17 protein-coding genes are annotated in these 15,679 nt (G+C 52.4%); 14 read left to right on the top strand and 3 right to left on the bottom strand.

Translation table 11 applies throughout. The features are described 5' to 3' along the window. Positions 1-266 precede the first annotated feature (266 nt). Both ACYP03_RS21710 and ygfZ read right to left on the bottom strand, forming a co-directional pair. Positions 267-731, bottom strand: coding sequence for an aminoacyl-tRNA deacylase (locus tag ACYP03_RS21710; protein ID WP_248144021.1), 465 nt, complete (start codon positions 729-731; stop codon positions 267-269). Further along, a complete protein-coding gene (gene ygfZ / locus ACYP03_RS21705) occupies positions 731-1,714 on the bottom strand; it encodes a tRNA-modifying protein YgfZ (RefSeq protein WP_459782078.1) in 984 nt (327 codons plus the stop codon). Before ygfZ ends, ACYP03_RS21710 begins: the two co-directional genes overlap by 1 nt. A gap of 240 nt (positions 1,715-1,954) precedes the next feature. On the opposite strand from ygfZ, the gene ACYP03_RS21700 reads away from it, so the two are divergent. From ACYP03_RS21700 to ACYP03_RS21690, 3 genes are all read left to right on the top strand, one after another. Next, entirely contained in the window at positions 1,955-2,215 is a 261-nt protein-coding gene (locus tag ACYP03_RS21700; RefSeq protein WP_036749374.1) for an FAD assembly factor SdhE, read from the top strand. Positions 2,216-2,240: 25 nt separating this feature from the next. Then, the gene (locus ACYP03_RS21695) at positions 2,241-2,597 is read left to right on the top strand and encodes a protein YgfX (protein WP_442957596.1); all 357 of its coding nucleotides are present in this window, start codon (positions 2,241-2,243) and stop codon (positions 2,595-2,597) included. Between the two features lie 216 nt (positions 2,598-2,813). Next, positions 2,814-4,640 (top strand): methyl-accepting chemotaxis protein, encoded by a 1,827-nt coding sequence (locus tag ACYP03_RS21690; RefSeq protein WP_459782077.1) that lies wholly within the window; start codon positions 2,814-2,816, stop codon positions 4,638-4,640. Positions 4,641-4,697: 57 nt separating this feature from the next. Here ACYP03_RS21690 and nadB read toward each other — a convergent pair whose 3' ends face one another. Next, positions 4,698-6,317, bottom strand: coding sequence for an L-aspartate oxidase (gene nadB, locus ACYP03_RS21685; protein WP_459782075.1), 1,620 nt, complete (start codon positions 6,315-6,317; stop codon positions 4,698-4,700). 329 nt (positions 6,318-6,646) lie between these two features. Here nadB and rpoE point away from each other — a divergent pair, with 329 nt between their 5' ends. From rpoE to acpS, 11 genes are all read left to right on the top strand, one after another. Beyond that, positions 6,647-7,225, top strand: a complete 579-nt coding sequence (gene rpoE / locus ACYP03_RS21680; RefSeq protein ID WP_248144030.1) for an RNA polymerase sigma factor RpoE — start codon at positions 6,647-6,649, stop codon at positions 7,223-7,225. Positions 7,226-7,249: 24 nt separating this feature from the next. After that, the gene (locus tag ACYP03_RS21675) at positions 7,250-7,897 is read left to right on the top strand and encodes an RseA family anti-sigma factor (protein ID WP_330961858.1); all 648 of its coding nucleotides are present in this window, start codon (positions 7,250-7,252) and stop codon (positions 7,895-7,897) included. Between the two features lie 14 nt (positions 7,898-7,911). Next, on the top strand, positions 7,912-8,883 hold the full coding sequence (gene rseB / locus ACYP03_RS21670) for a sigma-E factor regulatory protein RseB (protein ID WP_330961859.1): 972 nt from the start codon (positions 7,912-7,914) through the stop codon (positions 8,881-8,883). Beyond that, entirely contained in the window at positions 8,880-9,392 is a 513-nt protein-coding gene (locus tag ACYP03_RS21665) for a SoxR reducing system RseC family protein (RefSeq protein WP_330961860.1), read from the top strand. Before rseB ends, ACYP03_RS21665 begins: the two co-directional genes overlap by 4 nt. A gap of 73 nt (positions 9,393-9,465) precedes the next feature. Then, positions 9,466-11,262, top strand: coding sequence for a translation elongation factor 4 (lepA, locus tag ACYP03_RS21660; protein ID WP_248144035.1), 1,797 nt, complete (start codon positions 9,466-9,468; stop codon positions 11,260-11,262). An 83-nt stretch (positions 11,263-11,345) separates the two neighbouring features. Continuing rightward, positions 11,346-12,251 (top strand): signal peptidase I, encoded by a 906-nt coding sequence (gene lepB, locus ACYP03_RS21655; protein ID WP_459782073.1) that lies wholly within the window; start codon positions 11,346-11,348, stop codon positions 12,249-12,251. Positions 12,252-12,261: 10 nt separating this feature from the next. Next, positions 12,262-12,936 (top strand): ribonuclease III, encoded by a 675-nt coding sequence (gene rnc / locus ACYP03_RS21650; RefSeq protein ID WP_248144037.1) that lies wholly within the window; start codon positions 12,262-12,264, stop codon positions 12,934-12,936. Continuing rightward, positions 12,933-13,838 carry a GTPase Era gene (gene era, locus ACYP03_RS21645; RefSeq protein ID WP_330961862.1) on the top strand — a complete coding sequence of 302 codons (906 nt, stop codon included), beginning with the start codon at positions 12,933-12,935 and terminating at the stop codon, positions 13,836-13,838. Before rnc ends, era begins: the two co-directional genes overlap by 4 nt. 8 nt (positions 13,839-13,846) lie before the next feature. Beyond that, positions 13,847-14,557 (top strand): DNA repair protein RecO, encoded by a 711-nt coding sequence (gene recO, locus ACYP03_RS21640; protein WP_248144039.1) that lies wholly within the window; start codon positions 13,847-13,849, stop codon positions 14,555-14,557. Further along, entirely contained in the window at positions 14,554-15,285 is a 732-nt protein-coding gene (gene pdxJ / locus ACYP03_RS21635) for a pyridoxine 5'-phosphate synthase (protein ID WP_459782071.1), read from the top strand. Before recO ends, pdxJ begins: the two co-directional genes overlap by 4 nt. Then, positions 15,285-15,668 (top strand): holo-ACP synthase, encoded by a 384-nt coding sequence (gene acpS, locus ACYP03_RS21630; protein WP_459782070.1) that lies wholly within the window; start codon positions 15,285-15,287, stop codon positions 15,666-15,668. The genes pdxJ and acpS overlap by 1 nt, the downstream gene beginning before the upstream one ends. Positions 15,669-15,679 lie beyond the last annotated feature (11 nt).

The following is a 15,679-nucleotide window of genomic DNA, read 5'->3' as shown; positions in this document are numbered from 1 at the left end:
AACAAAATGTTTGGAAACAGACAGATGTCTGTATTTGATTTAGATATTCCTTATATTTATCAGTGGTTTAAAGCTTGTTTTTGGAGTGCTGTGCAACTTTCCGACACGTTCATAAGGCTGGGGTGTGGTGAAATATGAGGCAGAAAACGGGAGAGCCAGCAGATAAAAAAGTAGGATCTGCTGGAATTTATGACTGCTCCGATCTCTGCGTTTTATGACGGAAAAGTTGCATGTTTACGCAAATGAGAATCAGATGCTGAGGAAACCTAACGGCAAATGTCGCCGTACATCGGCGCACAGAGCTGAACTAAATCCTGCATTGCCAGTTCAATTCCGGCCATACGGTCGCCGCTGCTGATATTGACGCGCTGGAATTCTGCCAGCGCGTGGTCGAAGACGACCGGCAATCTTTGCTTCAGCCCGATGGGGGCGACGGTGCCAATGATCAGTCCGGTGACACTTTCGACGTCTCTGGCGTCTGCGCAGGTCATACGCCGGCACGCAAACAGAGCCCGGACCTTCTTGGGATCGACCTGCCTGGTACCCGGCACACAGGCCAGGACATGAAAACCGCTCATATCCCGCAGCAGAATCGATTTGACCATTACTTCGGGTGCGACTCCGCGGGCTTCAGCTGCTTCCTCGATGGTACGGGCGGGTTTGCTGTGCGTCAGCAGCAGGAAGTCGATGCCTTCCTGCTGAAGATAACGGGTGACAGGCGTATCTAACATCAGGCCTCTTCATCCAGCGAATAGGGCAGTGGTTGTTGCAGCCACTGACCTTCAGGCTCGGCTGCCAGACGGAAAGCCGTTCCCTCATCCAGATCATTCGGCAGCACAACCAGGGCAATCGCCTGACCATCGCTGAACTGATAACCGGCAATCACCGTGCCGCCTTTACGCCAGTTTTCGCCGACGCTGCGCTCCAGTACGTCTCCGGCTTTCGGACAGTGCGCTGCCGGTCCGGACAGCAAATACATGGCGCGTTTATTGATGCCGCGCCATTTGGCCCGGGCAACGGTTTCCTGGCCGGTGTAGCAGCCTTTCTTGAAGCTGATCCCGTCCAGTGCCTGCAGATTCAGGGACTGAGGAATGAATTCAAGCTCAGTTACTGATTCGATCCGGGCAATGCCCTGACGGATATCATAAAGATCCCACAGTGAATCATCAGACAATAAGGCTGTGCCACTCAATTTGGCTGCAATGTCATTGGCCGTTGCTGCATCGACGGCCAGCAGCCAGCGCTGATCATCAATTTTCACGGCAGTGCCATCAGGCAGCGGGCGCACATCACCTTCGCCGCCAACAAGCTGATCGATCATGGCTTCAGCCTGCTCACCCGCGAATCCCAACAGAATGTCCTGACTGGCTTCGATGGTGGTTTTTGAGAAGATGGCGTACTTTTTCAGTTCCGGTAACTGGGTGTCCATCACGCTCTTGCGCTGTAACCAGCCCAGCCCATCCCGATGGCGGAACAGACGGAAGACGGTCCGCATCTTGCCTTTGGCATCACAATGAGCGCCCAGGGTAGACTGGTCCGGCGCCAGTGAGACGACATCACAGGTCACTTGTCCCTGCAGGTATGAAATGCTGTCCGGGCCAACGAGAGTCACCAGTCCCCAGCTGCTGAGATCGATCAGGGCAAGGGAAGGCATTGCGCTTTCAGCGGTAAGCGGGATTTTGTCGAATTGCAAAGTTTCAGACCAGGTACTCATCATCGTATCCATTGTTGAAAGAGGGAACGAATTACCCTCAGAAAGGCATCGAATAAGCGCTATGTTATCGCTCTGGCTGGATTTTGTCAGCCAGCAGTCTGCAATACCTGAGTTTTGATGTCAGGTATTATCTCGACCAGCTCTCATTTTACTGTGCCGTCTGCTTGTGCAGATAGGCGGCGGCCAGCCAGGCTGGTAGTATTGCCGCAATATATACACCAACAGGAGTTGAGGTTGGAAATGATAGGTGCCAATGATAAAGCACGAATTAGGTGGGCTTGCCGCCGTGGCATGCTGGAGCTGGACGTCATCCTTTTGCCGTTTTTTGAAGAGTGCTTTGATGATCTGAGCCCGCAGGAATGTCAGGATTTCGTTTCTCTGCTGACATGTGACGATCCTGACTTGTTTAATTGGCTGATGGAACACGGGAACAGCAGCAACCCGGTTCATGCAGCGATGGTGGACAAAATTGTTGCCCACAACAAGAGTAAGCTTCGCTAATCTGCATATCTTTCCTTCTGATATCTTGCTTGTCGCTTTAACCGGGGCTTACCTGACGGCGGCAGGCATGCTGTTCTTTCTGGCCGTGATTGAGGTGTTGTCATTGCCGCTGGTTTGGCTGATGTGTTTATGGCTGTGGCCTGAATATGTAAAAGCCGGAAACCGCGCCGCTCAAATCAAAGGTCGCCTCGTTCTTTTTGCGGATCAGCAACTGGAATGGCAAAACCGACAGTGGCAATTATCTCATGCACTGTTGCTCACCCCCTACCTGCTGGTGATGGAACTGGAAGCTTCCCAACACGTACATCGCCTGACGATATGTCGGGATGCCTGTACAGATCAGGAATTCCGACGTCTGAGTCTCTTCTGTCGGTTGGCTTAACTATTTCCTTTGGCTTGTTACTGCGACAGATTCAAACTTGGAAGGCACTTCAATTTTTAACACATAACCCGCTTGAAAACCGCGCGAAGTCCTCAGGATACCGGCGTTGTCTGACGTTCTTACTGTGTAATTACATGATGAGAAATTTATAATAACAGCCTCGGAATTAGCAATGGCGAACTTCCGCACAGGTGTCTCTTGAGGGAAAGCAATGTAATGAAAATCAGACATAAGTTACTGGGGCTGGCGGGGTTAACTGTTGCTGCGATTTTTTTACTGATCGGGATCAACAGTTACAGTAATCAGCAGTTCGCAAAAATAGAAACTGCAAAAGGGCAAATCGATAAGCTGGAAGTGACATTGCTGAACCTCAGACGCAATGAAAAAGATTTTCTGGCCCGTATGGACGTGAAATATCTCAAGACGTTTAACGGGAATATCGACAAGTTTTCTCGTCAGCTGACATCGCTGAAAAATGACTTGACTTCACTGTCGATTCAATTGCCGCAGATCAATTCACTGCCCGGGCAGATGGCAAGCTACCATCACGGGATGCAAGACCTGGTTGCCGGTTATCAGTCTCTGGGACTGAGCTTGTCTGAAGGGTTGTATCATGACCTGTATGAAAAAGGCGATGTTCTGATTACGCAGGCATCGGACAGCCCGCTGTCGCTGGAAGCTTATCAGGTTGTCCTGACGGCCAAGCTATTTGCGACTACAGATGACAAAGCTTTGCTTTCCGAATATCACCGCTATCAGGACGCATACGGCGATCAGTTAACGGCCGGACTGGGTCAGCTGTATCGTGATTTTCAACAGGCATTTGATCAGTTTGTCGCTCAGAAAACCCGGGTGGGCCTGAGCCATAAAGAAGGCCTGAGAGGTCAGATTCGTGATCAGTCACATCAGGTTGAAGCTGAGTTTGCACTGATGCAGCAGAAACTGGATCAAGAGGCGGTTGCCGTCAATGCCATGATTACCCGGTTTACCTGGCTGGTGGTCATCGCGATCATTGCGACTGTGATCGTTCTTTCCTGGCGAATCAGTGTGTCCATCTTGCGTCCGGTTGAACGCCTCAGCGGTCTGATGAACTGTATTGCGACGCGCCATGACCTGACTTTGCATGCCGATACTTCGGGGAATGATGAGCTGGCGGAAATGGGGACACATTTTAACTATCTTCTGAATAGCCTGCGTCAGCTGGTGAGCGAAGTACAGTCAGCTGTATCTGAGCTGGGTGCCGCTTCTTCTCAGCTGCAAAAGCGAAGCCAGGAGGCTGAACATGCTCTGGCCGCCCAGCTGACAGACAGTGACTCGGTTGCTACAGCCAGTACGGAAATGCGCGCGACGATCGGGGATGTCGCCAGCAGTACTCAGCAGGCGGCTTCGCACACGGCCCGCAGTCATGATGAAGCGTCACGGGGACTGGCGGAAGTTGTGGAGACCCGTTCGCGTATTTATCAGCTGTCGTCCGGTCTGGCGCAAAGTACCGAGGAAGTGTCGAGCCTATCGGGCTTGTCTGACAATATCGGCTCTGTGGTCGATGTGATCAAAAATATCGCTGAGCAGACCAACCTGCTGGCACTGAATGCGGCGATTGAAGCAGCCCGTGCCGGTGAGCAGGGCAGAGGCTTTGCGGTAGTTGCGGATGAAGTTCGCTCTCTGGCGATGCGGACTCAGCAATCGACACAGGAAATCACGTCGATTATCAGCTCCCTGCAACAGCAGACCGAGCAGGTCGTGAGCCATATTGAACATTGTCGTTCGCTGGGTGAACAGAGCGTTGCGCAGGCCGACAGTGCGGAGACCAAAATCAACACTATTATTTCGGATATGCAGCAAATCCTGGAGACCAGCACTCAGATTGCCGCTGCTGTGGAACAGCAAAGCTATGTGTCTGAGGACATTGGTGAGCGTGTGGTTTCAATCCGTGATGTGACCAACAGTAATGTCACCATCGTGCAGGAAAATGTGCAGGCGGCGCAGTCGGTCTCGCAGCAGGCCAGTACGCTGGCTGAAGCCATCAAGGTCTTCAAAGTCTGAGTTGATTAACTGTCAGATCTGAAACGGGAGCCATGGCGGCTCCCGTTTTTTTAGCCGCTATTGGGTCTTGCGCGGATCCAGAATGGTTGGCGACAGGGTCTCCAGCATTTCCGGGTAATCGAGTGTGTAGTGCAGGCCCCGGCTTTCTTTGCGTGCCAGGGCACAGTGGACCATCAGCTCAGCGACTTGTACCAGGTTGCGTAACTCCAGCAGGTTGTTTGAGACCCGGAAGTTACTGTAGTACTCGTCGATCTCCTGCTTCAGCAGCTGGATACGGCGCATGGCTCGCTCCAGACGCTTGGTCGTCCGCACGATTCCCACATAGTCCCACATAAAGAGACGCAACTCATGCCAGTTGTGCTGAATCACGACTTCTTCGTCGGAGTTGGAGACTTTACTTTCGTCCCACAGCGGCAGTGAAGCAGGCAGGCTGACCTCATTCATATGCTCGCTGATATGGTTTGCGGCCGACCAGGCGTAGACCACACATTCCAGCAATGAGTTAGAAGCCATCCGGTTCGCACCGTGCAGACCGGTGTAGCTCACCTCACCAATGGCATACAAGCCGGTCAGATCTGTCTGGCCCTGTTTGTTCACCATCACACCGCCACAGGTATAGTGGGCTGCAGGTACGACAGGGATCGGATCGGTCGTGATGTCGATGCTGTAGGTCAGCAACTTTTCATAAATGGTCGGGAAGTGTTTGGTAACGAAATCAGCCGGTTTGTGACTGATATCCAGATACATACAGTCTGCACCCAGACGCTTCATCTCATAGTCGATGGCGCGGGCGACGACATCCCGGGGGGCCAGTTCCGCACGCTCGTCAAATTCCGGCATGAAACGGGAGCCGTCCGGGCGACGCAAGTAAGCACCTTCACCACGCAGTGCCTCCGTTAACAGGAAGTTGCGCGCCTCCGGATGGAACAGACAGGTTGGATGGAATTGGTTGAACTCCAGGTTAGCGACCCGGCAACCGGCCCGCCAGGCCATGGCAATCCCGTCACCGGAAGAAACGTCCGGGTTTGACGTATACTGATAAACCTTGGATGCCCCGCCAGTGGCCAGAACCACGAATTTTGCACGTACGGTTTCGACGGACTCGCGCTGGCGGTTCCAGATATAAGCACCGAGAACACGGTTTGGCTGTTCGGTCTGACCCAGCTTGTGGCTGGTGATTAAGTCCAGTGCGTTGTGGCGTTCAAGCACCTGAATGTTCGGGTGATTGTGGACGTTGTCCTGCAGTGACATCTGCATCGCCATACCGGTGGCATCGGCTGCATGCAGAATTCTGCGGTGACTGTGGCCGCCTTCGCGGGTCAGGTGGTAACGCGGTTGAGCATCCGTACTGTTATCTTCCTGATCAAACGGTACCCCGGCATCAATCAGCCATTGCACGCAGTCGCGGGCATTTTCCGCAATGAAACGGACCACATCTTCATCGCATAAATGGGCACCGGCAATCTGAGTATCTTCAACATGAGAGTCCACACTGTCCGTTTCATCAAAAACAGCAGCGATACCGCCTTGGGCATAGTAGGTTGAACCTTCGCTACGCGGGCCTTTACTCAGGACAAGCACTTGACACATCGGAGCAAGACGCAGTGCCAGAGACAGGCCTGCCGCGCCACTACCGATGACCAGGACATCGCAACTGTGTTCTCGGTTCTCTTTCATATTGATCTCATATCCCTGTGGTAAGCTCGCTATATTATCAAAAAACCGTTTTGGTGGGACTTTTTTGATGGTGTGAGCATTGAGTTTGCATTTCTGTCGATCGCGGCTGTGCGGTTCAATTGTCAATAGATAGGCAGTTGCGCACAAACGGCTGAGTCAGTATGGTGTTCATGGAACTTTGCGCTTTTTTTGGGGTCTTTAGTTCTTTAGGCTTCTATGTCCATAGAATATAAGCGGTTCTGAAGTGAGGATGATCAATGGTGAAGCCATCTTTATTATTGCATTCAGAACAGGATGACCTTGTCACAGACAGAGGAGTACACGCTCGAATGAGCGAGCCGTTAACTGACCAGGTACTGATAGAGCGAGTACAACGAGGGGACAAACAAGCCTTTAATCTGCTGGTCGTGAAATACCAGAATAAGGTTTGTAATCTGATTGCCCGTTATGTCGGTAACTCCGGTGATGTGCCGGATGTAGCGCAGGAAGCTTTTATTAAGGCTTACCGCGCGCTGCCGTCTTTTCGTGGGGAAAGCGCGTTTTATACCTGGCTTTATCGTATTGCTGTCAACACAGCAAAAAATCATTTAGTTGCTCAGGGGCGACGTCCGCCAGCCACCGATGTGGACGCGGAGGAGGCCGAATATTATGAAAATGGCGGTGCCCTGAAAGAAATTTCGAACCCTGAGAACCAAATGTTGTCAGATGAATTGAAGCGGGTGGTATTCAGTACCATAGAAAGCCTCCCGGATGATTTGAAGACCGCAATTACGCTTCGTGAACTTGAGGGATTGAGTTACGAGGAAATTGCAGAAGTCATGGGCTGTCCGGTCGGTACGGTACGTTCTCGTATTTTCCGGGCTCGGGAGGCGGTCGAAAAACGGATCACCCCCCTGATGCAGCGCTAATATTTGGGCCAAACGGTGACAAAGATGGCTGATAAAGAAAAAATTTCGGCTTTGCTTGATGGTGAAGATGTCGATCAGAGTGTGATTAACCAGCTTCTGGTCGATGACGCCGCAAAGCAAAGCTGGCAGGCTTATCATTTGATGAGCGATGTTTTGCATGGTGAAGCGCCGGGACAACCGCGATGGGATATCGCCGGTCAGGTGGCGATGGCACTGGAAGACGAACCTGCGCACAGCCTGTCAGGCAATCATGCTGTAACGACAGGTCATGACAATGTGGTTCAGATGCCACAGACTGAGCAGCCTCGTCCTCAGCAGGCTCGGCGTTCTATGCCAGCCTGGCTGACGCAGTTTGGTCAGGTTGCTGTCGCAGCCAGCGTCTCATTGGCAGTGATTATCGGCGTACAACAATATAACGGTGGTGAAGAAGCATCATTAGCCAGTGGGGCAAATAATGATGTACCTGTTCTTCAGACCATTCCTTTTGCCGGAACTGCTGAACCTGTGAGCCTGACCCGTGATTCTGTTCGCCCTCACTCTGAGTCGCCAAGCGAAGCACAACTGATGGAGCAACGCCGGCGTATCAACGCAATGTTGCAGGATTATGAGTTGCAGCTGCGCCTGAATGCAGAAGACGGCAGTCTGGATAAAACTCTGTTGGAATCACACTGATTCGTGGCGGTGATATGAAAAAATTTCTGGTCGGTGTAATGACACTGGTCAGCCTGGCAATGCCTTGGCAAGCCTCTGCGGAAGAAGAAACAACTACTTCTGCAGAGGCTTTGTTGCATCAAATGGATAAGGCCACCAGGCAATTGAGTTATGAGGTGTCTTACATCCTCATCAAGAAAAACAGTATTGAACCGTTACGCTACCGCCATGCGATAGAAGACGGTCAGACTTATGCACATCTGGTTTATCTCAGTGGTCCGCCGCGGGAAGTGATTCAGCGGGGAGAGGAAGTCAGCTATTTCGAGCCTGGTCTGGATCCGTTTACGATCAACAGTAACCGTATGGTGGCCCCTTTGCCGCCGATCATGCGGAGTAATGTTGCAGAACTGGCGCAATATTACGATTTCATTCCGATGGGACGCTCCCGCGAGGCCGGAACGGCCTGCGATGTGGTGCGTATTGCTCCGAAAGACGGCGCCCGTTACTCCTACCTGCTGTGGATGGATACTCACTCACACCTGGTGCTGAGGGCAGATTTGCTCGATCGCGACGGGGAACCGCTGGAGCAGTATCGGGCGGTCTCGTATGTCGTCAATGATAAAGTGGCGGATGTGCTGGAAAGTCTGAAGTCGGTGAAACTGCCTGAAGTTGTTCAGTTGCCGCCCCAGCCTCAGGTTCAGTTGTCCTGGCAGGTGACCTGGCTGCCACAGGGGTTTGAGAGTATTGCGCATAATCGGCACCGGCTGATGCTGACAGAGCGTCCGGTGGAAAGTCAGATGTATACCGACGGGTTGTTCAGCTTTTCAATTTACGTTTCGGCAGCGGACGGGTTCAGTGTGCGGGAACAACTGGTTCGTCAGGGCCGCCGCACGCTGCACAGCCAGCTGCTGAAAGATAAAGAAGTGACTGTGGTCGGGGATATTCCGCCTGCGACCGCCAGACGGGTTGCTGAATCAGTAACCTTTGATGGAGCCGGAAAACCATGATGCATTCACTGGCGACGGTCGTCGCCGTTGCACGGAACCAGATTACGGTGAGTTGCCAGCAACAAACCAGTTGTGGTTCCTGTGCCTCGCAGAATAGTTGCGGGACGGGAGTCATCAGCAAGGTGCTGCCCGGGCGGCAGCATCAGCTGACTCTGTCGACAAGAAATATTGATGAACCGATTGAAGTCGGGCAGCTGGTTGAAATCGGTCTGTCTGAGCGCAGTGTGCTGCAGTCGGCGCTTTTGGTGTACGTTTTGCCGCTGGTGTGTATGCTGCTCGGGACCTTACTGGGTCAATGGTGGTTTGTTGAGCTGGCCGGTGGCGGTGAAGGCGGTGTGATTGCCTGTGCACTGCTGGGCGGTGCGCTGGGGTTGCTGTTGGCCCGTCGTCGCGCGTCCGGCTTGTCTGCTCAGGGGGAATACCAGCCCAGCCTGATCCGGGTTCTTGGTCAGCCCGTTGCGGACGGCCTGTCAACAAATGCGTTATCGAAAGATAGCAGCAGCCGTTGAAATTCGGTAGAATCTGCCAACTTGATCTTAGGATCCCATTCATTTTTTAATCACGAGTTAGTCACGCCAATTCATGAAGCACATTCGTAACTTTTCGATTATTGCACATATCGACCATGGTAAGTCGACGTTATCTGACCGCCTGATTCAAGTCTGCGGTGGCCTTTCCGATCGTGAAATGGCTGCGCAAGTGCTTGATTCAATGGATCTGGAACGTGAACGTGGTATCACCATCAAGGCCCAGAGCGTGACGCTCAACTATACGGCAAAAGATGGCGAAACCTATCAGCTGAACTTTATCGACACCCCGGGGCACGTGGACTTTTCCTATGAAGTTTCCCGCTCGCTGGCGGCCTGTGAAGGCGCGCTGCTGGTAGTCGATGCCGGTCAGGGGGTTGAAGCCCAGACGCTGGCCAACTGTTATACAGCGATCGAGATGGATCTGGAAGTTGTGCCGATCCTGAACAAAATCGATCTGCCTGCCGCTGACCCAGAGCGTGTCGCGGAAGAAATTGAAGAAATCGTGGGTATCGATGCACTGGAAGCGACCCGCTGTTCAGCCAAAACCGGTTTGGGTGTTGAAGATGTTCTGGAGAACATCGTGCGTTCAATTCCGGCGCCAGAAGGTGATCCGGATGCGCCGCCACAGGCACTGATCATCGACTCCTGGTTCGATAATTATCTGGGTGTTGTTTCTCTGGTCCGTATTAAGAATGGTTCCCTGAAGAAAAACGACAAGATTAAGGTGATGAGTACCGGTCAGAGCTGGAATATTGATCGTATCGGTATCTTTACGCCAAAACAGGTTGATACAGACATCCTGAGAACCGGTGAAGTGGGCTGGGTTGTTTGCGGTATTAAAGACATCCTCGGTGCGCCGGTGGGTGATACCCTGACGCTGGCGAAAAACGGCTGTGACAAACCACTGCCGGGCTTTAAGAAGGTGAAACCTCAGGTTTATGCAGGTCTGTTCCCGGTTTCATCTGATGAATATGAAAACTTCCGTGATGCGTTGGGCAAGCTGAGCCTGAACGATGCGTCACTGTTTTACGAGCCGGAAAATTCAGCCGCACTGGGCTTTGGCTTCCGTTGTGGTTTCCTTGGCATGCTGCATATGGAAATCATTCAGGAGCGCCTGGAGCGTGAGTATGATCTGGATCTGATCACGACTGCACCGACTGTGGTGTATGAAGTGAAGAAGAGCAACGGTGAATTATTCTATGTTGACAGCCCGGCGAAACTGCCGCCAATCAATGAGATTGAAGTGATTGGTGAGCCGATTGCCCGCTGTAACATTCTGGTACCAAGTGAATATCTGGGTAACGTGATCACACTGTGTGTGGAAAAACGCGGTACGCAGGTTGACATGGTTTACCACGGAAATCAGGTTGCGCTGACATACGATATCCCGATGTCTGAAGTGGTTCTGGATTTCTTCGACCGTCTGAAGTCGACTTCCCGCGGCTATGCGTCGCTGGATTATGGCTTCCAGCGCTATGAAGAATCGGACATGGTTCGCGTAGATATTCTTCTGAATGGTGATCGTGTTGATGCCTTGGCTATTATTACCCATAAGGATCATGCACAGTCCCGTGGCCGTGATCTGGTTGAGAAGATGAGAGAGTTCATTCCTCGCCAGATGTTCGATATCGCAATTCAGGCGGCTATTGGTAACCACATCATTGCCCGTTCGACGGTCAAACAGTTACGTAAAAACGTGATTGCCAAGTGCTACGGTGGTGATGTGAGCCGTAAGAAAAAGCTGCTGCAGAAGCAGAAAGAAGGCAAGAAGCGGATGAAGCAGATCGGTAACGTCGAACTGCCGCAGGAAGCCTTCCTCGCCATTCTGCATGTTGGCAAAGACAAATAAATCGAGTTCGCCTTCCGCCGCAGTTTTGCGGCGGAATGGCTAGAAAAACATGAAAAAATCATCATAGGGACATAGGAACAGCAATGGCTAATCTGTTTTCGTTAATCCTGGTGCTGGCGACCCTGTTTACCGGGATCATCTGGGCACTGGATCGGTTTATCTGGGCACCCAAGCGTCAGCTTAAAATTGATGCTGCCGCTGCAAATGCAGGTGGCCAGGTAGATTCAAAAACACTGGAGTCGGTTGCACCACAGCCGAGCTGGGTTGAGTCAAGCAGCTCAATGTTCCCTGTGATTGCCATTATCATGGTTTTTCGCTCATTTATTTATGAGCCGTTCCAGATCCCATCCGGATCGATGATGCCAACCCTGCTGGTGGGTGATTTCATTCTGGTTGAAAAGTTTGCCTATGGCCTGCGTGATCCGGTTTTCCGTCACAAGATGGTAGAAACCGGTGAGCCGGAACGTGGGGATATTGTGGTTTTCAAATATCCGCCGCAACCGAGCGTAGATTACATTAAGCGCGTCGTAGGACTGCCAGGTGATACCGTGCGGTACAGTTACAACAAGCAGATTTGTATCGTGCCTCAGGGCGGCACTGAGTGTAAGCCAGTCCTGATGACCCATATGCAGGACAGTGATTTTGTTCAGGGCAGAACGCGCCTGATTCAGTTCACGGAACAGCTGGGTGAAGTGCAGCATAATATTCTCATCCATCCGCTGGAGCCGAATCAGACGCTGAAATATCAATATCACTCAGCGTCAGACATGGCGGAGTGGGTTGTACCGGAAGGTCAATACTTTGTGATGGGTGACAACCGTGACAACAGCGCTGACAGTCGTTACTGGGGCTTCGTGCCGGAAGCAAACCTGGTGGGCAAGGCGGTCGGGATCTGGATCAGCTTTGAATTTGAACGAAGTGCCGAGAGCGTACTTCCATCTTGGATTCCTACCGGTGTGCGATTCAATCGCATCGGTGGCATAAACTGATCGGGAAAAAATGACATCTCCTGTAGAAAGACTCCAGCGAAAGCTGGGACACGAATTTAATAACAGCGAATTACTGACGCTGGCGCTGACGCACCGCAGCGCGAACGGGACACACAACGAACGTCTGGAATTTCTGGGCGATTCTATTTTGAGTTTTGTGATTGCCGATGATTTGTATCACCGCTTCCCGAAAGTGGATGAAGGTGATATGAGCCGGATGCGTGCCACGCTGGTACGCGGCAAAACCCTGGCTGAACTGGGCCGGGAGTTTGAACTGGGTGATTACCTGTTGCTGGGACCGGGCGAACTGAAAAGTGGCGGCTATCGCCGTGATTCGATTCTGGCCGACTGTGTGGAAGCTATCATTGGCGCTATTTATCTCGACAGTGATATTGAGCATGTCCGCAGCATCGTCCTGAGCTGGTATCAGAGCCGTCTCGAAACCATTAAGCCCGGGATTAACCAGAAAGACCCGAAAACCCGCCTACAGGAATGCCTGCAGGGACGACGTTTGCCGTTGCCTGCGTATACTGTAACTAAGGTGCAGGGTGAAGCACATAATCAGGAATTCACTGTGCAGTGCGAGGTCACGGGGCTGGATAAACCTGTGATTGGAAAAGGCGGTAGCCGGCGCAAGGCTGAGCAGGCTGCAGCAGAACTGGCATTGAAGCAGTTAGAATCATGACAGACAAAACCCATTGTGGCTTTATTGCCATTGTAGGCCGTCCGAACGTCGGCAAATCCACGCTGCTGAACCGTTTGGTCGGGCAGAAGTTATCCATTACCTCACGTAAGCCGCAGACAACACGTCACCGGATTATGGGGGTGGACACCCGCGACGGCTTTCAGGCGGTATACGTCGATACGCCGGGACTGCACATCGAAGAAAAACGAACCATCAACCGTCTGATGAACCGGGCGGCAAGTAGTTCTCTGACTGATGTGGAGCTGGTGTTGTTCCTGGTCGACGGAACCCAGTGGACGCCAGATGACGAGATGGTGCTCAACAAGCTGGCGAAAACAGGTCTGCCTGTTGTATTGCTGGTGAATAAAATCGACAACGTCAAAATGAAATATGATCTTTTCCCGCACATTCAGGCGTTGTCGGAAAAGATGGATTTTAAAGCAATCGTACCGGTTTCGGCCAAACACGGCGGCGGTATCGACGTGGTCGAGCAGATCGTTCGCGAAAGTCTGCCGGAAGGGGAATACTACTTCCCGGAAGAGTATGTGACAGACCGTTCTCAGCGCTTTATGGCGTCTGAAATTATCCGTGAAAAGCTGATGCGTTTTACCGGTGAGGAACTGCCGTATTCTGTGACCGTGGAAATCGAGCGGTTTGACTATAATCCGGAAACGGACGGCTTTGATATCAATGGCCTGATTCTTGTGGAACGTAAAGGCCAGAAGAAGATGGTCATCGGTAAAGCTGGCGAGAAAATCAAAACCATCGGCCGTGAAGCCCGTCTGGATATGGAAGATCTGTTCGAACGTAAGGTTTACCTGGAACTCTGGGTGAAAGTGAAATCCGGTTGGGCAGATGACGAGCGCGCCTTGCGCAGCCTCGGTTATATCGACGATCTCTAAGGACAGCGATGGAAGGGTTGCAGCGCTGTTTTGTCCTGCATGCTCGTCCCTACAGTGAGACGAGTCTGATCCTGGACGTCTTCAGTGAAGAGTCCGGTCGGATCAGCCTGATGGCAAAAGGCGCACGCCGTAAGCGCTCCAATCTCAAAGGAGCGCTTCAACCTTTTACCCCGTTATTTCTCAAATGGTCTGGTCGTGGCAGCATGCCCGTCATGACCCATGCTGAGCCGATCAGTATCGGACTGCCGATGCGCAGTTACATTCTCTATTCCGCCCTGTATGTGAATGAAATTCTCGCCCGGGTGCTGGAAGCACAGACGCCGTATCCGGCGCTGTTTCTTGATTATCTCAATGTCTTGCGTGAACTGGCTCAGGCCGAGAACCCGGAACCGGCCCTGCGACGGTTTGAACTGGCTTTATTGGATCATCTGGGGTACGGCGTGGATTTCCTGCATTGTGCGGGCAGTGGCCTGCCTGTGGATGATGTGATGACCTATAACTACCGGGAGCAAAGGGGGTTTATTGCCTCTGTCGTCGCCGGGCAGCTTACGTTTACCGGACGGCAGCTGAAAGCCATTGCCGCCCGTCATTTTGAAACACAGGATCAGCTCAGGGCTGCAAAGCGCTTTACACGGATGGCCCTGAAACCGTATCTTGGCAGCAAACCATTAAAAAGCAGGGAATTGTTTATCCCTAGAGGAAGGAGTACCGCTTCATGAAGAATATACTGCTCGGCGTCAATATTGACCACGTCGCTACTTTACGCAATGCCCGTGGCACCCGTTATCCGGATCCTGTCCACGCGGCAGAAGTAGCCGAACGCGCTGGCGCTGATGGTATTACCATTCATTTACGCGAAGACCGCCGCCACATTACCGACCGTGACGTGCGCATTCTGCGTGAAACGATTCAGACCCGGATGAATCTGGAAATGGCGGTGACCGATGAAATGGTTCAGATTGCTCTGGAGACCAAACCTGAGTTTGTTTGCCTGGTGCCAGAAAAACGCGAAGAGCTGACCACAGAAGGAGGCTTGGATGTGGTCGGACAGCTGGACAAAGTGAAAGCGGCGACTGAAAAACTGTCTGCAGCCGGAATTCTGGTGTCGTTATTCATTGATGCTGACCGTGGGCAGATTGATGCTGCGGTAGCCTGTGGCGCGCCTTATATCGAGCTGCACACTGGTCACTATGCCGATGCAACGACGGATACAGAGCAGCAGGCCGAGCTGAAAAAAATTGCTGCGGCAGCCAGCTACGCCAGCGATCAGGGGATCAAGGTGAATGCCGGTCATGGTCTGACGTACCATAACGTGAAGCCAATCGCCGCACTGCCGGAAATCTATGAGCTGAACATTGGCCACGCGATTGTGGGCCGCGCTCTATTCGACGGTCTGCACCAAGCGGTTGCCGACATGAAAGCTGTGATGCTGGAAGCGCGCTGGTAATGGCCATTGTCGGTCTGGGCACGGATATTGCGGAAATTGCCCGCGTTGAGCTCGTGCTTGAGCGTACCGGGGCAGCCTTTGCACGCAGAGTGCTGACCCCTCAGGAGCAGGCCATTTTCAGGCAGCACAAACAGGCTGGCCGTTATCTGGCAAAGCGCTTTGCTGTCAAAGAAGCGGCTGCTAAAGCGCTGGGAACCGGCATCGCCTGTGGTGTGTCTTTTCAGGATTTTACTGTGACGAACAATGAGCGCGGTAAACCGGAACTGACGCTGAGCGGGAAAGCTGCTGAACTGGCGGCGCAGATGGCTGTTCGTCATGTCCACCTGACAATTGCTGATGAAAAGCACTATGCCGTTGCTACCGTGATTCTGGAAACAGACTGACGCGCGCGGTT

It is taken from the genome of Photobacterium sp. R1, assembly GCF_054600795.1.
This window is presented reverse-complemented; position numbering and strand designations above follow the sequence as displayed.